The organism is Pseudonocardia sp., from assembly GCF_029263155.1.
Classification (GTDB): Bacteria; Actinomycetota; Actinomycetes; order Mycobacteriales; family Pseudonocardiaceae; genus Pseudonocardia.
On the sequence record NZ_JAJCYB010000074.1, the window covers coordinates 1 to 22466 of the forward strand.

Here is a 22466-nt window from a genome sequence, read left to right on the forward strand (position 1 = left end):
GCTGCGCAACCTCGCCATCAGCCGCCACCGACTCGCCGGCGCCACCAACATCGCCGAAGCCTGCCGCGACACCAGCCGCCACCCGCTGCGAGCCGTTGACCTGCTCACATAACTGCAACATCAACTATGCCGGGGCCCTGGATGTGGTGGACCTGGCACCACGACGCGGTGCGCCCGCACCCGGGGTGCGCGCACCCGCGGTCGCGGGCGGCGACCGCGCGGCGCAGCCCGTCGGGGACGGTGCGGTTCGCCCGGCCCACGTCCAAGGGCTGCCCGGCACCGCCGAGCACGACCGGGATGACCGCGGCGTCACAGGCCAGCATCCGCAGGCCCGCCACGGGCAGCCGGCCGCCGAGGTCCAGTACCGCCGACCGGGCCCGACCCTCCAGGTCCTCCAACCCGATCAGCACGTTCAGGTGCGGGCGCCCGCCCCCGCACTGCGGGACGTCGCCGTGGTCCAGGACGTAGCCGCACACCTCGGCCAACGCCTCGGCCTGGCGCTGCGCGGGGCCACGGTCGTCCTCGGCGGTGAGTGGGCGAGCCTTCGCGTCGATGACGGTGGCGATCGCGTCGTAGAGGGCCGGGTCGTCGAACCGGCCCTTGACCAACCCGCCCCCGCCCCGGCGCGGACTCAGCCGCAACTCGTTGACCGGTGCCGGGGCGCGCTCGTCGGGTTCGGGCCCATCCGCGTCCAGGGCCTCGACCAGCGCGACACCCCACGCCGCGAGCTCCGAGGGGGTGTACACCGAGGCCTTCGCGGCCAGCTCGGCCTCCGCCCCGGCCCACACCGCAGGCGCCAACCGCCCCGCCGCACCGGAGGCCAGGACCCGGGCGATCACCTCCACGTGCCGCAACCCCGCCCCACCGGCGGCGAACACCGCCGCGGTCGCCGCCAACCTCGCCGCCACCACGGTGCCGTCGACCCCGACCCGCTCACACACCGCCTCGGCAGCCACCGTGCGACGACGGGCCTCGAACCGCTCCCACCCCACCAGATCGGCCAACGCCACGACCGGGTTGCGGTAGCCGCGCTCGGCGAACACGCCCCGGCGCTCCAGCGCGGCGACCGCCCCCACCACCACCCGGTCCAACCGCCGCGACACGCCCTCGCACACCGTGAGCACCGACACCAGCTCGTCATCGGCCGCGTCGGGCCCGGCCGCATCACACAACGCGTCGACCGCCTCGACGAGCAGGCGGTGAGCGGCGGCGAGCCGGTCGGTGGACATGACCCCAGAATACGCGAACACATGTTCGACACCTATGAATCAGTCCAAACAATTTGCATCTGCGAACACGACATCGACTCTCCCGGATCGAGGGTGTGAGGCGGCGCGGCACGAACCGGGCACACCGTCACGTACTCCCCGCGCGGCATGCCGGCATCCTCGGCGACGAGCACCGGCCGGGGACCGGCGGTCGGCGGTTGGCCCGGGCCTCGACCGCAGCGGGTGCCCGGGCTCGGCAGGGTTCGCGGCCGGAGCCCGACGCTGTCGCGGTGCCCGACCCAGGGCGGCGGACCCGCGCGCCGTGGTCACGCGAGCAGGAGCGCCACGGGCGCCAGGCGGGGCGCACCGGCGGTCGCCCCGACCTCCGCACGACCGGGCCGCGATGTCCGCGGCGGCCCCGCGCCGGTCCGCCCGTCCGGGTGGCCACCTCCGCCCCGGCCTGCGATCCTCGTCGCCGTCGTCGGAGCCCGGCCGGGTCCGGCGCGCGAGAAGGAGGAGGCCCGGTGACGCACGCCGATTTCGCCGCCCGCCCCGACTGCGCGGCCGGGGCGCTGTTCGTCGACGACGAGGGGCGGGTGCTGATCGTCGAGCCCACCTACAAGCCGCGGTGGGAGATCCCCGGTGGGCAGGTGGAGCGCGGTGAGACCCCGCGGGAGGCCTGCCTGCGGGAGCTGCGCGAGGAGCTGGGGCTCGACCTGCCGCTCGGGCGGCTGCTGGTCGTCGACTGGGCACCGCACGTGCGCGACGAGCACGTCCGCTTCGTCTTCGACGGCGGCACGCTCACCGATGCGCAGCTCGACGGGATCGAGCTGACGACCGGCGAGCTGGCCTCGTGGGCGTTCCTCCCCCCGGACGAGCTGTTCGTGATGCTGACCCCGCGGCTGGTCCGGCGGGTGACGGCGGCGCTGGAGGCGCGCGGCGAGGGCGTCACCAGCTACCTCGAACACGGCGCGCCTGCCGAGAGCGCGCTGACCCCTCCCGGCGGCTGAGGCACTGCGACCCACCCGGTTCGGGTGAACGGCCGCAGACCGCGGCTGCCCTCGCCGGTACGGTCGGGCGCGCTGCGGGGCCACCCGCCGCGGAGGAGGAGGACACGTGCCACCCGGACCCGATCCCACCCGGCGGATCCCGGACCCGACGCGGCGCTTCGACGGCCCGTCCACGGCGCGGACGCCCGGACCGGCCGCAGGCCCGACGCCCGGCGCGCTGCTCGGGGGCCGCTACCGCCTGCAGGAGCTGCTCGGTTCCGGCGGGATGGCCGACGCCTACCGCGCCGAGGACCAGCGGCTGAACCGGCCCGTCGCCGTGAAGATCTTCCGGCCGGGCACCGACCCGGACGGCGAGCGGCGGTTCACCGAGGAGGCGCAGCTGCTGGCCAACCTGCGCCACCCCGGCCTGGTCGCCGTGCACGACTTCGCCGTGGAACAACACCGCGCCTACCTCGTCATGGAGCTGGTCGACGGGCCGACCCTCGCGCAGGAGCTGGCCCGCGAACCCTACGACGCGGCGGCCGCGACCCAGGTCGGCGTCGAGCTGGCCCGGGTGCTCGCCTACGTCCACGACGAGGGCGTGGTGCACCGTGACGTCAAGCCGTCCAACATCCTCGTCGAGCCGGACGGGCGGGTGCGGCTGGCCGACTTCGGCATCTCGCGACTGGTCGGCACGTCCGGCCTGACCTCGGCGGACGGGACCATCGGCACGGCAGGCTACCTCGCGCCCGAGCAGGTGCGCGGCGAGACCGCGGGCCCCCCGGCGGACATCTACGCGCTGGGCCTGGTGCTGCTGGAGGCCATGACCGGGGAGCGCGAGTACCCCGGCGACGGCTGGGACTCCGCCGACGAGCGCCTGCGCCGCGCCCCGTCGGTGCCGCGGACCGTGCCCAAGCCGCTGCGCAGCACGCTGGTGGCGATGACGGCCGCCGACCCGGCCCGCCGACCCGATGCTCGTGAGGTGGTCACCCGGCTCGACCGCCCACCGGTGGTCGTCGACGAGGAACCGCCGCGACGCGGCGGCCGGGCCGCGCTCGTCGCGCTCGCCCTGGTCGCCCTGCTGGTGGTGGCCGTGTTCGCGCTCACCCGCGGCGGCGACGAGACCGACCCGGCCGCCGCACCCGAGACGACCGCGGAGGCGACACAGCCCCCGGAGACGACGGACGCCGAACAGCCGACCGACGAGCCGGTGACCGACGAGACCGACACCCAGGACCCCGGGATCGTCATCCCCGACCTGCCCAGCGACCTGCCCGAGCTCCCGGACCTCTCCGGCATCCCGACCGAGCTCCCCGACCTGCCGGAGATCCCGCAGGACACCCAGGACGACGCCCGCAACCTGTGGGAGCAGTTCACCGACTGGTTCTCATCGCTGTTCTGACCGCCATAACCTCGCCACGAGGCCGCTCGACGCCGGACCCGGATCGCACTCGACGGAGGACGGTGTCGCCGCGCCGACCACACCGCCACCGGCTCCCGCCAGTACCGGCACGGCACGGGCCTGCGCGGGACCCGAAACCGTCGGGGGCCCTCGCTACGGTCGTCGGGGTCGAGCGGGAGGAGCAGGAGATGACACACGACGACGAGATGACACACGACGACACAGCACCCACGGAGTACCCCCCACGGCTGGGCAAGGTCGCCCGCCGCGAGCTGGCCGTGCACGGCTACACCCGCTACGACCAGCTCACCGCCGTGACACCCGCGCAGCTGCTGGCGATCCACGGAGTCGGGCCCAAGGCGATCCGGATCCTGACCGAGGAGCTGGCCGAGCGGAACCTCACCTTCGCCGGCTGATAGGTGGGGTCGGACCCGCGCGGCCCGCGTCGCCGAGGAACGCCGGGTACGGTTCCCTCGTCGACGTCCTGCTCGTGGCCGAACGGGCGCGCGCGGTGGCGTGACGGCACCGGCCCCGCCAGCTCCAGGTCCGGTCACGCCGACCAGCGCCCTCCACCAGCACGAACCGGGCATGCCGACACCGCGGCCGCGGAACTCGTCGTCGATCACGCGTCGTGCCCCGTTCCCCGTGGCCGAACGATGCCATTGACCCGGTGCAGCAGGCAGGAAGAGTGGCCCGGAGGCGACGATGCCGAGCACATCGATCACCACCACGGACCGCGGCGTGGCCCGGCAGGCGTGCGCGGATGTCTACTTCCCGCACCGGATGGTCGTCCTGCACGAGCCGAGCGACTTCGCCATGTCGTTGTCCGCGGTGAGCCTGGGACCCGTGTCGGCCGGCCTGCTCGGCTACGCGGGCGAGGTGCGGATCGAGACCGACGAGCTGGAGACCGGGTACGAGGTCAACGTCCCGCTGAACGGGCACCTGCGCACCTGGACCGGGCACGCGGACGTCTGCGCCGACCCCGGCCTGGCCGCGGTGTACCGGCCGGACGGGCGCGCCCGCCTGCACGGGTGGGCCGGTGGCGGGCGGCTGTTCGGGCTGAAGATCGAGCACCGGGCCCTGGAGGAGACGCTGGAGGACCTCACCGACCGGCGCGTCCGGTCCACCGTGCCGCTCGGCGCGAGCCTGGACCTGCGCGCCGGAGCGGGCCGGCAGTGGTGGAGCCTCGCCCGCGCGCTCGTCGACCTCGCGCGCGATCCGGAGGGCCCGATGTCGCGCCCCGTCGTCGCCCGCCCGCTGGCGCAGAGCGTGATCGCCGCGTTCCTGCACGCGGTCGACCACCCCCATCACGACCTGCTCACCCGCCGACCCGCCGCCCCCCGGCCCGCGACGGTGCGCGCGGCCGTCGAGCTGCTGGAGACCGAGCCGGAACACCCATGGACCACGCCCGAGCTGGCCCGGCGCGTCGGCGTCAGCACCCGCGGGCTGCAGGCGGGGTTCACCCGCCACGTCGGCGCACCGCCGATGGCCCACCTGCGACAGGTCCGGCTCGTCCGGGCGCACCTGGAGCTGCAGGCCGCCGACCCGACCCGGGTCTCCGTCGCCGCCGTCGCCGCGGGGTGGGGCTTCACCCACCTCGGCCGGTTCGCCGCGAGCTACCGCGAGCGCTACGGCTGCCTGCCGTCGCACACGCTGCGTTCCTGACTGCCGAGATCGGATCGCCGCGGTGCGCTCCGCGGATCGACCGTGACCCACACCACACCTAGCGTCGGCGCGGACCGAAGGAGGCGCGCCGTGACCACCACCGACCTGCCGGCCGACCAGTTCGACTTCAACCCCCTGGTATCCCCGCACCGGGAGGACCCGCACCTGTTCTACCGGGCCGCCCGCGCCCGGCCGCTGCAGCTGAGCCCCACGCTCGGCGCGTACATGGTCACCCGCTACGACGACCTGCGGACCGTGATCGACGATCCGGCGACCTACTCGTCCGCACCGGCCGTTCCCAAGATCTACTCGAACGCTCCCGAGGTCGTCGAGGTGCTGCGCCGCGGCAACGTCCCCGAGACGACCGCCGTCGTCAACGAGGACGAGCCGGCGCACACGCCGATCCGCCGGGTGTTCGACGCCGGGTTCACCGGCGCCCGGGTCCGGGCGATGCTGCCGACGATGCACTCCACCGCCGACGCGCTGATCGACGCGTTCCAGGCGGACCGGGCGGACCTCGTCGCCGACTACGCCATACCCTTCGTGCAGACCGTGATCAGTGCGATCATCGGCTTCCCTCCGGAGGACACCGCGCAGATCCAGGTCTGGACCGACGACCAGAACACGCTGTGGAACGTGCTGGCCCCGGTCGAGGAGCACCTGGCCGCCGCCGAGCGGATGGGCGAGTACACGCGCTACCTGCAGGCACTGATCGACGAGCGCCGGGCCCACCCCCGCGAGGACCTGCTGTCGGACCTGATCCACGGCGCGAACGGCTATCCGGGCGTGCCCGACGACTACACCCAGTGCATCGTGCGCGGTGCCGCCCGCGTGGCCGGGTTCGACACCACCCGCGACGCCATCACCTCCACCATGCTCGCCGTGCTGCAGGACCCGTCGATCCGCGAGCGCGTGCTGGCCGACCCGGTGAAGATGATCCCGAAGGCCACCGAGGAGGTGCTGCGCCGCGACGCCCCGCACCGCGGCCTGTTCCGGATCACCACCCGCGACACCTCGCTCGGCGGCACCGACCTCCCGGCCGGGACCCCGCTGCTCCTGCTGTTCGGCTCCGGCAACCGCGACGAGACCGTGTTCCCGGCCCCCGACGACGTGGACCTGGACCGGCCGAACGTCCGCGACCACCTCGCCTTCGGCCGCGGCCTGCACGTGTGTCCGGGTGCCCCGATGGCCCGCGCGGAGATCCGGGTGGCGTTGGAGCACCTCATGAAGCGACTGCCGGGGCTGCGCCTGGCCGCAGGGTACGAGCCGACCTACATCGCCAGCTACTTCTTCCGGGGGTTGGAGTCGCTGCACGTCACGTGGTGACGCCGCGGCGACGCGCGCTTCACCTGAGGACCGGGCGTCGTGCCGGGGCCCCGGCGTCGCGTCGGCCACCCGGGCGCCGGGACGGTCAGGTGGCGCGGCCCACCGGTTCGGGCAGCACCATGAGCAGCACGTCGGGCTGGCCTGCGGGCAACCACCCCGGCCGGGCGCGCCCGATCTCCGTCCAGCCCCGGTGCCGGTACATCTCGACGGCCGTGGAGTGCCCCGGCAACACGTCCAGCACCGGCAACCGCCCGCTGCCCCGGATCGCCGCGACCGCGGTGTCGTGCAGCGCGCCGCCCACGCCCCTTCCCCGGTGGCCGGCACCGGTGAACAGCACCGTGACCGCGGCCGGCTCCTCGCCAGGGCGCAGCCGGGCGAACTCGACGGCCAGCTCCCGGTCGAGCCGCGCGACGGCGACGTGTCCCGCGACAGCGCCGTCGACCTCGGCCACCCAGGCCCGCTCCTCGGTCTCCCGGACGAGGAAGTCCTCGACGGGGAACGGCAGCGGCCAGCGCAGCGGGTACCGCGACTGCGCCTGCTGCCCGGCGAGCAGGGCGACCAGACCGTCCACGTCGTCGGGTCGGCGCGGCCGGACCGTGACGTGGTGGGGCATCGGACCAGCCTCGCATCCCGTGCGGATCCACGGCCGGCAACCCCGGACTGCCGTTGCGTCGGGCGGTGGCCGCCCGGGTGTCCCCGGAGATCGGTCGAGCGGCCCGTCGCGGTCCCGCCACGGGCACGACCCCGATGTGCCCGGGACGGAGATCGATGTCGTGCCCGAACAGGTGAATCGGTCTCGCGCCCCGCATCGTCGCAGTTCACGGCGCGTTCTCCGATCGACAGCACCCTTCGACGTCGGGATGTTCATGCGTCGCCTCATCGCCGTGACCGCCGCACTCGGTGCGGCCGTCGCCGCCACGATCGCCACCTCCTCCGTCGCCCTGGCCCACGACCAGGTCGTCGAGGTGCCGATCTCCTTCGCGGTGCAGAACACGAACACCACCACCGTGCCGTGCACCTCGGACGGCGGGGACTACACGGTGCGGGGCACGCTCGTCGCGCCGCGGGAGGCCGTCGAGTCCGGCGGCTCGGTCTCGTTGCTCCTGCACGCGGTGACGTTCGACCAGGACTACTGGCAGTTCGACGGCGTCGAGGACTACAACGTCGCCCGGCAACTGGCCGAGGAGGGCCACGCGATCGTCGCGGTCGACCGCCTCGGCTACGGCACGAGCGACCGTCCGGCCGGCCTCGACACCTGCTTCGGCTCCGAGGCCGACGTGGCCCACCAGATGGTGCAGGCGCTGCGGTCGGGCGACTACGAGCTGGGCGGCGCGGACGGCACGTCGTTCGAGCACGTGTACCTCGGCGGGTCGTCGGTGGGCGGCCTGATCTCGAACCTCGCGGCCGCGCACTACGGCGACGTCGACGGCGTGCTGAACCTCTCGTGGGGCGACTTCGCGGCCTCGCCCTACGGCGCGCTGGAGGTGGCCGATGCCTCGCGGCGCTGCCTGCTGGGTGGCGACCCGGGTGCGGAGCCCGACTACGCGGTGTTCGCGAAGGACAGCATCGACACCTTCTACTTCAACAGCGCCGAGCAGGCGGTGCGCGACGCCGTCCCGGCCCCGAACGCCGACCCGTGCGGGCAGGTGCTCTCGCTCGGCCCGGCCCTGACGGTCGACAGCCTCATGCTGGCCCGGATCGACGTGCCGGTGCTCGTCCAGTTCGGCGACGCCGACGCGATCTTCCCGCCCCCGGCCGCCGACCTCCAGGCCGCCCGATACCTCGGCAGCCCCGAGGTCACGAAGTCGATCATCGCGGACGCGTCGCACTACCCGGTGCTGGAGGCGAACCACGCGCAGGTGGTCGCGGACGTCGACGCCTGGTTGGACGCCCGCTCCGGCTGATCCTGCGGCGGCCGGGTCGACCGGCCACCGCACGTGCGTCCGCGCGGGGTGAGCCGATGTCCACCGGCCCCGGGGCTCCGCGACGATCCGTGCGCCGAGCGAAGCGTCCAGACAGGGCTCGCCGGCACCGGTGGGGAAGTGCCGATGGGCACCGGAGCACCTCAGGAGCTCTGCCGCCCGGGCGCCCGCCTTCGGCGCTGGTGGCGAACGAACGCCTCACCGACGGTCCCGATCAGCATCCCGAGTGAGCCCACCACGAACAGCCACAGGGCAACCCGCTCCAGCTGGGGAACATGAAGAACACGCCGCCCACGACGAACGTGGCGTTGCCGACTTCGCCGAGGACGAGATGGATCAGCGGGAAGTCCTGGATGACATCCCGTTCGAGTCGAGTGGTCTCGTTGCGGCAGGCCGACGGTCATGGCGAGCGGGTACCTCGAGGTGCAGCTGGACTGGGTCGCCGCGGACCAGGGCCGGGTGGCGGCGCTGGCCGCGTTGCTGCTGACCGTGCCGCTGCAGGTGCTCGCCTCGGTGTTCGGTTTCCTGGCCCGTGACCCCGTCGCGGAGACAGGAATGGGCCTGCTGGCCGGAGCCTGGGCCGTGGCCGGCATGGTCACTCTCACCTCCGCGCCCGGCACGACCAGCCGGGCGCTGGGCGTCGTCCTGCTCGCCGTCGCCGCGGCGCTGCTGGTGCCGTGCGCCGCTGCCACGGGCAAGATCCTGACGGCCGCGGTGATGGCCATGTCGGCGCTGCGGTTCGCGGCCACCGGCGTCTACGAGCTCACCGCGTCGGGGACGTGGGCGACGGTCGCCGGCTGGATCGGCGTCCTGCTGGCCCTGCTCGCGCTCTAACGCCGCCCTCGCGTTCGAGCTGGAGGACCAGCGCAAGCGCACCGCGTTGCCGGTGCTGCGCCGGGGCGCCGGCGCCGAGGCGATGGAGGGCTCGGCAGCCGAGCAGGTGGCCGGCGTCCGGCACGAAGCGGGCGTGCGGGCTCAGCTCTGATCAGCGGCGCGCGCCGGGCGTGGTGGCGAATCGCAAGCACTGCTTCTTGCGGAAGTTAGGTGAGCCTGGGTTGAATACGGGCGCCGGTTCCCGATCACGGAGGTACCCCATGACCACCGCACTCCTCGAGCGTCCGGACGTCTCCGCAGCCACCCGTCGGGAGTTCCTGGCCGGGCTCGCGGCCGCCGGCCTGCTCACCGGCTGCGCGTCGGGACCGCCCGCGGCGCCTCCGGCCGCCACCGTCGACTTCCGCTACCTCGACGTCGTCACCACGGTGCCGGCGCAGCCACAGCGGGTGCTCGTCGTCGAGGGGCGCGGCGACCTCGAGTTCGCGCTCTCCGCCGGCTACCCCGTGATCGCGACCGGGCTGTTCGGTGCGGAGCGGGCGATCGCGCCGCACCTCGCGTCGCCGGAGACCCGAGACGTCACGATCCTGCGGTCGACCTACGACGCCATGGACTACGAGGAGATCGCGGCGCTCCGGCCCGACCTGATCCTGCAACCGGCCGACGCGGCCGCCGCCGACTTCTACGGCAACACGCTGCTCGCCGCGATCGCCCCGGTGCTGCCGGTCACCGCGCGCGGTGGCATCTGGCGGGAGGACCTGCTCGCGCAGGCGGAGCTGCTGGGCAGGCGGGCGCAGGTCGACGCGCTGGTCGGCGGCTACGACGACGCCGTACGCCGGGCCCGTGCAGAACTCGGCGACGTCCGGTCGCGGGGCCGGGTCGCAATGCTCGCCTACGGCGCGTCGGCCCTGGTCTGGACCGACACCCTCGCCACGACGGTGGGCGCCGACCTCGGCATGGACCTCGCCTTCCACGAACCGGGCGGCGCGGAACCGGGATTCGCCGTGGCGCCCGAGAACTTCTCGATGCTCGCCGAGGCCGACGTGCTGTTCCTGCAGGCGAGCAACCCGGCCGCGCCCGAGGAACTGGCAGCCGTGCCCACCTGGCAGGCGCTTCCGGCGGTGCGGGCGGGTCGGGTCGTGACGCTGAGCCCGGCGCTGAACAACGGCTTCGCCCGCACCGCCACCGCGCTGGTGGAGGTCTTCGCCGGGGCGCTGCGCGGCTGAGACGCCGTACATCCGAGAGGTCCAGCAGGCCCCGGTCGTCCACTCCGGTCCTGGCGGAGTTCGGACTTCGCCGACGTCTCGTGACATGAAGGGTGGCCCGCTCCGCTGGCGAGATCGCGAACCCGAGAGAAGATGATGTTCAGATGCGGTGGGCCCCCGGGGGATCGAACCCCGAACCCGCGGATTAAAAGTCCGCTGCTCTGCCGATTGAGCTAGAGGCCCGCTCCTTCAGCCTACGGCGACACCCAGCAGGCTCGCTCATCAGACGGGCGTGACAGAGGGTGGGTGTCCACTACGCTGCGTCACCGCCCATCCTGGGGGCATGCGCTCATCCCCCATCATCGGCCTCTGCGTGATCGGTGCGTTCGCGCTGACCGCCTGTGGTGGCGCCGCGGCGTCCTCCCCGGCCGCGACGCCCTCCAGCACCCCTGACCGCAGCGTCCAGGTCGGCGCCACGTTCGGCACCGACCCGGGCGACGTCGCGATCACCTACGACCCGGCGCTCGTGCCGGTCGGGGCGCGCGCGGCCGTCAGCTCCGAGACCGGCGACGACGGCACCGTCGTCATGCTCGCCGTGCGCGGTCTGCAGCCGGACCGGCGCTACGGCGCCCACGCACACGTGGAGGCCTGTGGGGACACGGGCGACGCGGCCGGACCGCACTTCCAGAACGAGGTCGACCCGGTGCAGCCCAGCGTCGACCCGGCGTACGCGAACCCCCAGAACGAGATCTGGCTCGACCTGACCACCGACTCGGCGGGCGCCGGCAACGCCACCGCCGACGTCGAGTGGGGGTTCGACCGGGACCGACGCGCCAAGTCCGTGATCATCCACGAGATGGGCACGGCCACCGCGCCCGGCGAGGCCGGCAAGGCCGGCGCTCGTCCGGCCTGCATCAACGTGGAGTTCTAGCCGTTCACCGGAACGCCCGGTCGACGTCGCGGAACGCGCCCAGCTCGAAGTCGGCCACGAAGTACTCGTGGTCGCGGCGCAGCCGGTCGTCGGCCTCCTCGGCGTAGCGCAGCATGTCGTCGACGAACAGCTCGACGGGCCCCATCGCGGCGAGGATGTCCGGCTCGACGTCGTGGTCGATGCGCCCGCTCTCGTCGGACAGCGAGTGGGCATGGGCCAGGCTGCGCCCGCAGATGCGGGCGTAGCCCGGCCAGTCCTTCTTGCCGATGTCCTCGACGTCGATGCTCTCGCGGTACGGGGCCCGCTCACGGGACATGAAGCTGCGGCCGTCGAACTCGATGCCGCCGTAGAAGACGTCGCCGTTGACCAGTTGCACGCTCTGCGCGTGCGCGATGCGCTCGCCGGCTCCGTCGACGGCGAAGTCCGACGGCGGCACGAGACCGGCGAGAGCCGACCGCCGGGCCTGCTTGAACTCCAGGATCAGGTCGTCGGTGGCGTCGGCGCGGCGCCCCTCGATCAACACGTAGTAGCGGTCGAGGCCGAGCGAGGCGGTGCCCTGGCCCTTGCGGATCGCGACGTCCTTCACGCGCATCCGGCCCGCCCGCTCGGGGACCTCGATGCCCTGTTCCCGCACGAGCCGGTCGACCAGGTCTTGGAACTCCTCGCGCCTGCTCGTCACCGGCACGAGCTTGCGGCTCGAGCGGAATCCCTGGCCGTACTCGTCGTGGTAGTCCGACGCGAGCCACTTGTGGCGCTCCTCCTCGGCCGCGTCGAAGATCTTGCGGATCAGCTTCGGAGCGTTGTCCCGGCGGATCTGGTGGTCGCCCTCCGACCCGTCGCGGGCGAAGGTGCGGATGCCCTCCACGTACCCCTCCACGAAGCAGCGGGCGATCCGGCGACGCCGTTTGCGCCCGAGCCCGGCCGCTTCGTCGGCGGCCACCAGGAAGCCGGTCGCTCCCCGCTTGATGTCCCAGGTGAAGGGGGCGTAGTAGGCCTCGTCGAAGTCGTTGACGCCGAAGATCGGCACGTTGTCCGAGCTCGGCATCACCCCGAAGTTCTCCGGGTGGACGTCGCCGAGGGCCAGCACCGTGGGCATCAGCGCGTCCTCGCCCGCCAGGTCCCGGTAGAACAGCAGGCAGGTGCCGCGGTGGAACGAGTACCGCGACGCGGCGAGCTTCTCGAACTTCGCCGCGGTCTCCTCGGAACCCTGCATGATGCGCGTGCTGTGGTCCTCGCGCACCGTCTGCCGGACGTGCAGCCTGCGGTCGTTGTCGGTCAGCAACCGCGGCAGCAGGACCATGCCGCCCGCGGCCCGCTGCTGGGCGAGCTCGCGGAACGACTCCATGCGCGAGGTGGGCGCGGCCATCCGCTGGGCGGTGGGAGCGTCGCCGTCCGCCCGGTGGGCGCGCAGCGCCTCGGCCAGGCCGTCGCGGCCGAGCGTGGACCGTCCGGGGATCCCGGACCGCTTCGCCAGGTCGTAGAGGTCGCGGCGCGTCGCGCGGGCCAGGGTCTCGTCGTCGGGAATCACCTCTGCGTCCTACCCGATCGCCGCGATGATCGCAGGCCGGTGGCGGCCGAGGTACCGGCCGGCGCGGCGAGCGGGGACACTGGAGGGGTGAGCGCCCCGACCCGTACCCGGCCCCTGCGCATCGGGCCCTACGTCTCCGACACCCCGGTGGTGCTGGCCCCCATGGCCGGCATCACCAACGCGGGGTTCCGACGGCTGTGCCGCGAGCAGGGGGCCGGGTTCTACGTCTGCGAGATGATCACCTCGCGCGGGATGGTCGAGCGCAACCCGCTGACGCTGCGCATGATCGCGATGGACGCTGACGAGCGGCCGCGGTCGATGCAGCTCTACGGCGTCGACCCGGTCGCGATGGGGCAGGCCGTGCGGATCGTGCGGGAGCGCGACCTCGCCGACCACATCGACATGAACTTCGGCTGCCCGGTCCCGAAGGTCACCCGCAAGGGCGGAGGGGCGGCGCTGCCGTACAAGCGGCGGCTGTTCGAGGCGATCGTGCGGGCGGCGGTCGACAACGCCGGGCCGCTGCCGGTCACCGTCAAGATGCGGATCGGGATCGACGACGAGCGGCACACCTTTCTCGACGCCGGGCGCCGCGCGGTCGACGCCGGGGTCGCCGCGGTGGCGCTGCACGCCCGCACCGCGGCCCAGCGCTACTCCGGGCAGGCCGACTGGTCCGCCATCACCCGTCTGCGCGACGCGCTGCCCGCGGAGGTGCCCGTGCTGGGCAACGGCGACATCTTCTGCGCAGCCGACGCGCTGACGATGGTCGAGCGCACCGCCTGCGACGGGGTCGTGGTCGGGCGGGGCTGCCTGGGGCGGCCGTGGCTGTTCGGCGACCTGGAGGCCGCGTTCGCCGGTAGGCCGCTGCCCGCTCCGCCCGCGTTGGGCCAGGTCGCCGCCACCATGCGCCGTCACGCCGTGCTGCTGCAGGAGCACATGGGCGAGGACAAGGGCATCCGCGACATGCGCAAGCACATCGCCTGGTACCTCAAGGGCTTCCCGGTCGGGCCCGAGGTGCGCCGCCGGCTCGGGCTCGTGAGCGGCATCGACGAGCTCGACGAGCTGCTCGCCCAGCTCGACAACGACCAGGAGTTCCCGGCGGAGGCCGACGGTCCGCGCGGCCGCCAGGGCTCCCCGGGCCGGGTCGTGCTGCCCGAGCGCTGGCTCGACGACCCCGACGACCCGAGCGTCCCCCTGGGTGCCGAGCTGGAGCACAGCGGAGGCTGACGCCGCGGCGCCCCCGCCGCTCACCGGCGTCGGTGCGTCCACCGTGCACACCACTGCGTCACCGTGCACAGGTCGTGGCGTGTGCACGGTGGAGGCCAGGTGTGCACGGTCGTCCCGATCACGTCGCACCCGGTCGGGTGGGCGTCCCGCGCGAACGGGTTGGTCGCCTCAAGAGCCCCACCCGTCACGTCGACACCAGGTTCGAGACAGCACCGGCGGAGACGGAGGTGGGCATGGGCACCAGTACGGGTACATCACCGCGGGCGGTGGCACGGCACACCGCGGCCGCCGAGGAACTGGCCGCCGCGGGGCGCTGGGAGGAGGCCTACCAGCACCTCCGTTCCGCGATGCAGATTCTCGGCGGCCGGGCAGCCCCGACCGACGAGCTCGACCGCCTGCGCCGCGAGCACGCCGAGGCCCGGGAGCACGCCCGCCGCGACAGCCTCACCTCCAGCTACAACCGCCGCTACCTCGACGAGCGGCTGCTCGCCCTGCTGGACCCCCCGTTCCGCGCGGGAGCGCTCGGCGTCTCGGTGGCGATCGTGGACGCCGACCACTTCAAGCAGGTCAACGACACCTACGGGCACCTCTTCGGTGACCGCGTGCTGCAGCGGCTGGTCACCCTCCTCGACGCCGACCTGCCCGACGGCGCGTTCTGTGCCCGCTACGGCGGCGAGGAGTTCGCGATCGTGCTGCCCGACCGCGACCTGGAGACGGCGGTACGCGTCTGCGAGGCCGCCCGGGACCGCGTCGACCGCCACCCGTGGGCCGAGCTGGACCCAGGTCTGCGGGTCACGGTCAGCGCCGGGGTCGCACACACCGCGGGGCCCTCGCACCCCCAGGTCGAGCGCGTCGTCGGCGCCGCGGACGTCCTGCTCTACGCGGCCAAGGACGCCGGCCGCAACGCCGTCGCCTACCGGGACCCGCACAACGAGGAGGTGCGGCTCGCCGGACCGGCCGCACGCCGCCGCGGCGTCCCCCAGCCCACCGACGTCCCCCGCCACGTCCGGCCCGGGCGGGCTGGCTGACCGAGACCCGCCTGTGATCAAACCGGGGACGCTCCGTACGCTCAACGATCGCGTGGGGGACCGGTCGTCGGGGACACGGGAGGTGGCGTGGCGGACGGCAGTGACCGTGCACGGCGCGCGCCGACGCCCGACGAGCTCCTCGCACGCCACGGGTTGGTCGGCGGACCGCCGACGCCGCCGGGCCGCGCGGAGCGGCGGCGGGCCGACGAACAGCGCCGCGCCGACGTGGACCGCCGCACCCCGCAGCGGGAGCGCCCGCACCCCGATCAGCAGCGCCGTCCCGAGGTGCGCCCGCGCGAACCGTTCCCCGAGGACGACGGGCCTCGCGTCGCGTACCGGAACGGCGGCCCCCCACCCGGCGCCCGGCCTCCTCGCCAGGCGCAGGCTCGCCCCCTGATCGCGGGCCCCGCGGCAGACCCGCAGCGCCCGCACGCAGCCCCCGGGCCGCGTCCCGCGCCGCCGCAGGCCAGGCCGTCCGCGGCCGTACCACCGCACGCCGCGTCGTCCCCGGCCGCACCACCGCGAGCGACGCGGTCCGCGGCCGCACCACCCCACGCCGCACCATCCCCAGCCGCACCACCCCAGGCCGCGCCGCGCTCGAGCGGGCGACCCCCGGGCGGCGACGGCGCGCCGCCCCGCGGGCTCCCGCGAGCGTCACAGGCAGCGCGGCACGCTTCCCCGTCGGCCCACCCGACGTCCCCGGCGCCCACCGCGGACCCCCGACCGTCACACGCACCCCCGCAGGCACCCCTGCCGAGCCCGCACGCCGCACCCGGCCGCCCCGCCACCCCGCGACCGCCCGCAACCGCGGCGCGGGCATCCGTCCCGCGGCAAGGTGCCGCCGCGGGCCCGGCCGTGGAGGGCACCGCACGCCCGCGCACCACGCGCGCCGCGGCCCTGGCCACCCAGCGCGGGGCGCCACCGCCGCCCCGGACCGCCATCCCGCCGCAGGCCCCGGGCGGTGAACCCGCACTGCTCGGTCGCGCAGGCTCGACCGACGGCGCACCCGCTCCGGCAGCCGTGCCACGCACCCGGCGGGGCGAACCCGTTGCGCTCCACCGACCAGACACGACCGGCCCCGACACCGCGGCACCAGCGTCGTCCGGCACCCGGACCGGTGACCCGGCACCGCCCCGCCGGCCGGGAACGACCGGCCGCAGCACCGGATCACCAGGCAGGGTCGGCCCGAGCGGTCGCGTACCGGCCGGAGCAGGCGCGACCGGCGGCGAACCCGGGTCGACGCCCGGCGCGACCGCCCGACGGGCAGCGACCTCCCCCGCCGATCCCCCGGCCTCCCGCACCGACCGTCCCCGTCCGGACGGGGGTGACCGCGCCCGCCACATCGACGAGACGCTCAGCCGGATGACCGCCGCCCACGCCGGCGTCACGCTGGGCGAGCCCGCGACGGAGCACGACCCACCCGCCAGGTCCGCACCATGGCGCCGCATCCCGGCCGGCCGGCTGCTGCTCGCCGTGCTGGCCCTGGCCCTGTTCGGCACCACGGCGTTCCAGTACGTCGGAAAGGCGCGGCTGGACGACGCGCTGAGCAGCGTGGAGGCGCTCGATCGCGACTACGGCGCGATCGTCGACGCGGCGGAGCAGGCGGGCGACGAGAACGTGCTGATCGTCGGTCACGACCCGGCCGGCACCGCGACCGGCGGGCCACGCGCCGACACCGTGCTGATCGCGCACGTCCCGGCGGACGGCGGAGACGTCGTGGGGATCGCGGTGCCGCGCGACCTCGAGGTGAACCGGCCCCCGTGCCGGCGCTACGACCCGTCGAGCCGCACCTACCTCGACGAGACGGTGCCCGCGCAGGCCCGCACGCCACTGATCTCGGCGTTCGACGTGGGCGGCCCGCAGTGCGCCACGCGCGTCGTCCAGCAGCTCACCGGGCTCGCCGTCACGCAGTTCGTGGGGCTGGACCTCGCCGGGATCGGCGGGCTCGTCGACACCGTCGGCGGCGTGGACGTCTGCGTCGAGCAGCCGGTGATCGACGGGTTGCTCGGCGCCGTCGTCCCGGGGGCGGGGCACACCACGCTCGACGGCAGGCGGGCGGTCGACCTGGTCCGGGCCCGCACCGTCGAGGGCGACCCCGGCGGTGGGCGCGGCGCGCTGGAACGCCAGCAGCGGGTGCTGGCCGCCGTCGTCGACAAGGTGCTCTCGCGCGAGGTCCTGCTCGACGCGGGCCGGGTCGGGTCGATCGGCGCGGTGATCGGCGGCGCCCTCACCGCGGACGGCACCGACCTTGACCGCATCCTGGCCACGGCCGGCGCCCTGCGCAGCTTCGCGGCCGAGGGCGTGACGTTCACGACGGTGCCCATCGCCGAGGGCACGAGCGGCCAGGGCAACACCCTGCTCCGCGACGCCGACGCGAACGCCTTGTTCGCCGCCCTGCGCGACGGGGAGCCGGTGCCCGAGCAGGCCGTGCTCGCGGCGGCGGGCGGGTTGGCCCCGTCCGACGTCACGGTGCAGGTCCTCAACGCCTCGGATCGCCAGGGGATGGCCGCCGAGGTCGGCGACACGCTCGGGACGCTCGGTTTCGGGGTCGGGGAGGTCGGCAACGCCGAGAACCCGACCGACCAGACCGTCATCCGCTTCTCGCCCGACCGCGCGGCGGCGGCCGACCTGCTGGCCGAGACCGTGCCGTCGGCCAGATCGGCACCCGACCCGGGGGCCAGCGGCGTGCTCCAGCTGGTGCTCGGCCGCTCCTTCGACGGGGTCATCCGGGCCGCGACCACCGCCGGACCCGCCCCTCCCGCCGGTCCCGCGGTGAGCTGCGCGTAGGCCCGGTCGACCAGCGTTCACCCGTGGTTCACCCACGGCTGCTGCCCGGTCTCGCCCACCGCACTACCCTGCGCATATGCGCGATGCCTACCAGGAACAGCTCGACACGCTGGCCGACGGCCTGGCCGGCATGTGCGACCAGGTCGCCGAGGCGATGGCGAAGGCCACCCGCTCGCTCCTAGAGTGCGACCTGCAACTCGCCGAAGAGGTCATCTCCGCCGATATCAGGATCGACGACCTGCGGGCCGGGGCCGAGGAGAAGGCATTCGCCCTGCTGGCCCTGCAGGCCCCCGTCGCCACGGACCTGCGCACGGTGGTGTCGGCCATCCACGGTGCGGGCGACATCGAGCGCATGGGCGATCTCGCGCTGCACGTCGCGCAGGGCGCCCGCCGCCGCCATCCGCAGCCCGTGCTGCCCGACGAGGTCGCCCCGTACTTCGCCGAGATGGGGCGCGTCGGCGTCGAGCTGGCCACGAAGGCCGGTGACGTGATCCGCACCCGCGACCTCGGACGCGCCGAGGAGCTGGAGCGTGACGACGACGCGATGGACGACCTGCACCGGCACATGTTCACCGTGCTGATGGACCCGTCCTGGAAGCACGGCGTGGGACCGGCCGTCGACATCACGCTGCTGGCCCGGTTCTACGAGCGCTACGCCGACCACGCCGTGGCCGTCGCGCGGCGCATCGTCTACGTCGTCACCGGCAGCATGCCGGGCCCGCTGACGGTCTGACCCCATGGTCCCCGAGCCGCTCCCGAAGCAGCTGGCCGAGCTGTCCGAGCTGCTCGCGCAGATGTGCACCCACGCGGCCGGGTCCCTGCAACAGGCCACCTCCGCGCTGCTGGAGTGCCGCGAACGGCTCGCCGCCCGGGTGATCGGGCGGGAGGCCGAGCTCGCGGCGCTGTGCGCGCGCGTCGAGGAGGTGGCCACCGACGCCCTGCTGTTCCACTCGCCCGTGGCGGGCGACCTGCGGGCGGTGGTGTCCACCATCCGGTCAGCGGGCGACATCGACCGGATGGGCCGCCTCGCCCTGCACGTCGCGCAGACCGCGCAGCGCCGCAGCCCGCAGCCCGTACTGCCCCCCGAGGTGCGCGAGGACTTCGCGGAGATGGGCCGGCTGGCGGTGCAACTGGCGCTCAAGGCCGCCGACGTCGCCCGCTCGCACAACGTGCTGCAGGCCGTCGAGCTGGACGCCGACGACGACGCGATGGACGCGCTGCACCGGCACATGTTCGAGGTGCTGATGGACCAGGGCTGGCCGCACGGCGTCGGCGCGGCCGTCGACATCACGCTGCTGGCCCGCTACTACGAGCGGTTCGCCGACCACGCGGTGGCCGTGGCGCGCGAGACCGTGTACGCCGTGACCGGGCAGGAGCCCGACGCGATCCCGATCTGACTCAGGTGCAGCAGGACGGGTCGAGGACCCGGCACAGCGCGCCGAGGGCGTCCGGGCGGGCCCGGTAGTAGACGTTCATCCCGCGGCGGATGCCCACGACCAGCCCGGCCTTGCGCAGCTGGCCGAGGTGATGGCTCACGGTGGCATCGGTGAGCCCCACCGCCGCGGCCAGGTCGCACGTGCACACCTCCTCGGTGGCCAGCAGCATCGACATCAGCCGCACGCGGGTGGGATCGGCCAGTGCCTTGAGCCGCAACGCCACCTGCAGCGCCTGGCCCTCCCCCATCGCACCGGCCGCGACGGGCGCGCAGCAGATGGGCTCGGTGAGGTCCAGGACCGGCAGCGCGCGGGGCATTCCACGAGACTACTTGACATATGTCGAATAGGTGTCGCAGGGTGGCCGAGTAGTTCGACATACGTCTCACAGGTGGAGGACCCCGTGTCCCGTGTCCAGCTCGCCCTCAACGTCGACGACCTCGACCAGGCCGTCACCTTCTACTCGAAGCTGCTGGGCGTGGACCCGGCCAAGACCAGGCCCGGCTACGCAAACTTCGCCGTGGCGCAGCCCCCGCTGAAGCTCGTGCTGCTGGAGAACCCCGGCCGGGGCGGCACGCTCAACCACCTCGGCGTGGAGGTGGACGACAGCGAGACCGTGCACTCCGAGATCGCCCGGCTCGCCGGTGAGGGGCTGTTCACCGACGAGGAGATCGGCACCACCTGCTGCTTCGCCACCCAGGACAAGGTGTGGGTGACCGGCCCGGGGGGCGAGCGCTGGGAGGTCTACACCGTGCTGGCCGACAGCGAGACCTTCGGCGAACCGTGCAGTTGCACCGACCCGTCCGAGGTCTGCTGCGCCGCCGCGGCCTCCCGCTGATCCGGCGCTCGCTGAGGTCCACCTCACCCCCGAGGCCGGCGGTGGGCCGTCGCTCGGCAGGGCGGCCGGGTCGTCCGGCGGGCTCCCACGGCCCGCCGGACGACCGCGTCTCAGCTGCCGATCTCGCCGCCGTCGTCCTTCGTGACCACCACGGTGGAGGACCGGGGACGCGAGGTCCCGCCGTCGGGCCAGGTGCTGAACTGGCCCGGGTTCGCGGGATCGAGCTCACCCTCCGGCGCCTCGCCGGGGTGCTGGATGCCGACGAACATCGTGCGCTCGTCGGGCGTCACGACCACGCCGGTGACCTCGCAGCCGTTCGGGCCGACGAGGAACCGGCGGGTCTCGCGGGTGTCCGGGTCGGCGGCGAGCATCTGGTTGTTGCCGAAGCCCTCGTAGGCGCCGGCGTTGACCGTGCTGGAGGACACGTCGGTCTGGATCCAGAGCCGGCCCTGCGGCGAGACGTAGATGCCGTCGGGCGAGCCGTACTTGTCACCCACGATCGTCGAGCCGTCGGCCGGGTCCCCCGGGTCACCGGCGAGGGCGAAGATCTCCCAGCGGAACGTGGGCTCGTCGTAGTCGTCGCGGTACTGCCAGCGGATGATGTGCCCGTAGACGTTGGCCGGGCGCGGGTTCGCCGCGTCGACCGGCGGGCCGTCCTCGACCCCCCGGCCGCTGTTGTTGGTCAGCGTGCAGTAGACGAAGCCGGTCTCGGTGTCCACGTCGATCCACTCGGGCCGGTCCATCTTGGTGGCCCCGAGCACGTCGGCGGCCTGCCGGGCCCGGATCAGGACGTCGGCCTGGCTGGTGAAGCCGGCCGCCTGCAGGGCCGGGTCGTCGTGGGTCAGGGCCAGCCACTCACCGGTGCCGTCCTCGTTGAACCTCCCGGCGTAGAGGACACCGTGGTCGAGCGGGTGCTCCTTGCGCCGCAACGCCTCCTTCCACGGGCGGTCGGACACGTAGCGGTAGATGTACTCGTTCGTCTGGTCGTCACCGGAGTAGACGACCACGCGCCCCCGCGTGGTCTCGACGACCCAGGAGCCCTCGTGCTTGATCCGACCCAGGGCCGTGCGCTTGACCGGGGTGGAGTCCGGGTCGAAGGGGTCGATCTCGGTGACCCAGCCGAACCGGTGGGGCTCGTTGGGCTCCTCGTCGGCGGAGAACCGGGTGTCGGTGGTGTACCAGAGGTATCCGGCCTCGCCGATGCCGTAGCGGTCCTCGAGCTCGGTGGGCTCGCCGGTCTTGTTGAAGTAGCCGTTGAAGTTCTCCTCGCAGGCGAGGTAGGTGTTCCACGGGGTGTGGCCGAAGGCGCAGTTGTTGATGGTGCCGAGAACCGTCGTACCGGTCTTGTCTGCGCTGGTCTGCAGCAGCGGGTCACCGGCGGCCGGGCCCGCGATCTCGATCGGCGTGGACGCCGTGACCCGCCGTGCGAAGGGCGACGGGCGCTCGACCGTCCACGCACCGTCGCGCAGGCGCAGCTCGATGACCGAGACGCCGTGCGCGGCCTGGGACTTGGCGGTCTTCTCCGCGTCCCAGTCCGCCGTGCCGTCGGTGAACAGCAGCACGTCGTCGGTGTACTCGTGGTTCTGCACGAGCAGCCCGCGGCGCACCCGGCCTCTGCCGTTGTAGGCCTTCCCGCCCTCGGTGAGCGGGAAGAACCACACCGCGTCGTTGTGCATGCCCCACTGCCGGGCCTGGTCCTCCGCGGAGTTGCCGGCATCGGGGAGGAACGCCGGGCCGTCGGAGATCGGGTCGCCCCAGGAGATCAGGACCTTCGCGGTGTAGCCCTCGGGCACCACGACCGCGTCGGCCGACGAGACGGGGATGCCGGTGAAGCCGAGCAGCTCGCGGCGGCGACCGGGCGCCCCGGCGTGGGCCACGGATGCGCCGCCGAGGAACGTCGCGGCAGCGGCGGCCACCCCGCCGACGAGCACGGTCCGCCGGGCGAGGGCGGCGTCGAGGACGTCGGAGAACCTCGGGTTGGTGGTGGGGTTGGAGACGAGTCCATCGTCAACGGGAGACATGGGGCGAATGCCATCACGCCGGCCCCCAACCCCTGTCCACCATCGGGTGAACAGAGCGGGAAATCAGCTCCGACGCCCGTCCGCCTCCCGCAGCGATGAAGGCGCGGGCGCGCACGGTCCGATGTGCG

At 73.9% G+C, this 22466-nt stretch carries 20 protein-coding genes and 1 tRNA gene; 15 read left to right on the plus strand and 6 right to left on the minus strand.

Annotated features, from left to right (window positions below; translation table 11 throughout):
* Positions 1–104: 104 nt before the first annotated feature.
* Entirely contained in the window at positions 105–1229 is a 1125-nt protein-coding gene (locus Q1K26_RS14560) for an HNH endonuclease signature motif containing protein (protein ID WP_300012128.1), read from the minus strand.
* Positions 1230–1732: 503 nt separating this feature from the next.
* On the opposite strand from Q1K26_RS14560, the gene Q1K26_RS14565 reads away from it, so the two are divergent.
* The 5 genes from Q1K26_RS14565 (at position 1733) to Q1K26_RS14585 (ending at position 6590) form a co-directional block, all read left to right on the plus strand.
* Positions 1733–2218 carry an NUDIX hydrolase gene (locus Q1K26_RS14565; protein WP_300012131.1) on the plus strand — a complete coding sequence of 162 codons (486 nt, stop codon included), beginning with the start codon at positions 1733–1735 and terminating at the stop codon, positions 2216–2218.
* Between the two features lie 106 nt (positions 2219–2324).
* A complete protein-coding gene (locus Q1K26_RS14570) occupies positions 2325–3599 on the plus strand; it encodes a serine/threonine-protein kinase (RefSeq protein WP_300012133.1) in 1275 nt (424 codons plus the stop codon).
* 188 nt (positions 3600–3787) lie between these two features.
* Complete coding sequence (locus Q1K26_RS14575) at positions 3788–4015, plus strand: hypothetical protein (RefSeq protein ID WP_300012136.1); 228 nt, start codon at positions 3788–3790, stop codon at positions 4013–4015.
* 289 nt (positions 4016–4304) lie between these two features.
* A complete protein-coding gene (locus tag Q1K26_RS14580) occupies positions 4305–5264 on the plus strand; it encodes an AraC family transcriptional regulator (protein WP_300012139.1) in 960 nt (319 codons plus the stop codon).
* A gap of 90 nt (positions 5265–5354) precedes the next feature.
* The gene (locus tag Q1K26_RS14585) at positions 5355–6590 is read left to right on the plus strand and encodes a cytochrome P450 (RefSeq protein ID WP_300012142.1); all 1236 of its coding nucleotides are present in this window, start codon (positions 5355–5357) and stop codon (positions 6588–6590) included.
* A gap of 85 nt (positions 6591–6675) precedes the next feature.
* Here Q1K26_RS14585 and Q1K26_RS14590 read toward each other — a convergent pair whose 3' ends face one another.
* Positions 6676–7203: a GNAT family N-acetyltransferase gene (locus Q1K26_RS14590; protein ID WP_300012145.1), complete on the minus strand. Its 528-nt coding sequence runs from the start codon at positions 7201–7203 to the stop codon at positions 6676–6678.
* Positions 7204–7474: 271 nt separating this feature from the next.
* On the opposite strand from Q1K26_RS14590, the gene Q1K26_RS14595 reads away from it, so the two are divergent.
* The 3 genes from Q1K26_RS14595 to Q1K26_RS14605 all read left to right on the plus strand — a co-directional run bounded on the left by Q1K26_RS14595 (position 7475) and on the right by Q1K26_RS14605 (position 10569).
* The gene (locus Q1K26_RS14595; protein ID WP_300012148.1) at positions 7475–8494 is read left to right on the plus strand and encodes an alpha/beta hydrolase; all 1020 of its coding nucleotides are present in this window, start codon (positions 7475–7477) and stop codon (positions 8492–8494) included.
* A 420-nt stretch (positions 8495–8914) separates the two neighbouring features.
* Complete coding sequence (locus Q1K26_RS14600) at positions 8915–9346, plus strand: hypothetical protein (RefSeq protein WP_300012151.1); 432 nt, start codon at positions 8915–8917, stop codon at positions 9344–9346.
* Between the two features lie 260 nt (positions 9347–9606).
* Positions 9607–10569, plus strand: a complete 963-nt coding sequence (locus Q1K26_RS14605; protein WP_300012154.1) for an ABC transporter substrate-binding protein — start codon at positions 9607–9609, stop codon at positions 10567–10569.
* A 149-nt stretch (positions 10570–10718) separates the two neighbouring features.
* On the opposite strand, the gene Q1K26_RS14610 is transcribed toward Q1K26_RS14605, so the two are convergent.
* A tRNA-Lys gene (locus tag Q1K26_RS14610) sits at positions 10719–10791 on the minus strand.
* Between the two features lie 100 nt (positions 10792–10891).
* Between Q1K26_RS14610 and Q1K26_RS14615 the strand changes: the two genes are divergently transcribed.
* A complete protein-coding gene (locus tag Q1K26_RS14615) occupies positions 10892–11479 on the plus strand; it encodes a superoxide dismutase (protein ID WP_300012157.1) in 588 nt (195 codons plus the stop codon).
* Between the two features lie 4 nt (positions 11480–11483).
* Here the strand turns inward: Q1K26_RS14615 and Q1K26_RS14620 are convergent, their stop codons facing one another.
* Positions 11484–13007: a DUF2252 family protein gene (locus tag Q1K26_RS14620; protein WP_300012160.1), complete on the minus strand. Its 1524-nt coding sequence runs from the start codon at positions 13005–13007 to the stop codon at positions 11484–11486.
* Positions 13008–13094: 87 nt separating this feature from the next.
* Between Q1K26_RS14620 and dusB the strand changes: the two genes are divergently transcribed.
* From dusB to phoU (Q1K26_RS14645), 5 genes are all read left to right on the plus strand, one after another.
* Positions 13095–14231 carry a tRNA dihydrouridine synthase DusB gene (dusB, locus tag Q1K26_RS14625; protein ID WP_300012162.1) on the plus strand — a complete coding sequence of 379 codons (1137 nt, stop codon included), beginning with the start codon at positions 13095–13097 and terminating at the stop codon, positions 14229–14231.
* A gap of 233 nt (positions 14232–14464) precedes the next feature.
* Positions 14465–15259 carry a GGDEF domain-containing protein gene (locus tag Q1K26_RS14630; RefSeq protein ID WP_300012165.1) on the plus strand — a complete coding sequence of 265 codons (795 nt, stop codon included), beginning with the start codon at positions 14465–14467 and terminating at the stop codon, positions 15257–15259.
* Between the two features lie 1362 nt (positions 15260–16621).
* Complete coding sequence (locus Q1K26_RS14635; RefSeq protein ID WP_300012168.1) at positions 16622–18046, plus strand: LCP family protein; 1425 nt, start codon at positions 16622–16624, stop codon at positions 18044–18046.
* 76 nt (positions 18047–18122) lie between these two features.
* A complete protein-coding gene (phoU, locus tag Q1K26_RS14640) occupies positions 18123–18779 on the plus strand; it encodes a phosphate signaling complex protein PhoU (RefSeq protein WP_300012171.1) in 657 nt (218 codons plus the stop codon).
* 4 nt (positions 18780–18783) lie between these two features.
* On the plus strand, positions 18784–19443 hold the full coding sequence (gene phoU / locus Q1K26_RS14645; RefSeq protein ID WP_300012174.1) for a phosphate signaling complex protein PhoU: 660 nt from the start codon (positions 18784–18786) through the stop codon (positions 19441–19443).
* 1 nt (position 19444) lies between these two features.
* Here phoU (Q1K26_RS14645) and Q1K26_RS14650 read toward each other — a convergent pair whose 3' ends face one another.
* The gene (locus Q1K26_RS14650; RefSeq protein WP_300012178.1) at positions 19445–19798 is read right to left on the minus strand and encodes an Rv2640c family ArsR-like transcriptional regulator; all 354 of its coding nucleotides are present in this window, start codon (positions 19796–19798) and stop codon (positions 19445–19447) included.
* Positions 19799–19882: 84 nt separating this feature from the next.
* Between Q1K26_RS14650 and Q1K26_RS14655 the strand changes: the two genes are divergently transcribed.
* The gene (locus Q1K26_RS14655) at positions 19883–20317 is read left to right on the plus strand and encodes an ArsI/CadI family heavy metal resistance metalloenzyme (RefSeq protein ID WP_300012181.1); all 435 of its coding nucleotides are present in this window, start codon (positions 19883–19885) and stop codon (positions 20315–20317) included.
* Positions 20318–20427: 110 nt separating this feature from the next.
* On the opposite strand, the gene Q1K26_RS14660 is transcribed toward Q1K26_RS14655, so the two are convergent.
* The gene (locus tag Q1K26_RS14660) at positions 20428–22338 is read right to left on the minus strand and encodes a PhoX family phosphatase (protein WP_300012184.1); all 1911 of its coding nucleotides are present in this window, start codon (positions 22336–22338) and stop codon (positions 20428–20430) included.
* Between the last annotated feature and the right edge of the window lie 128 nt (positions 22339–22466).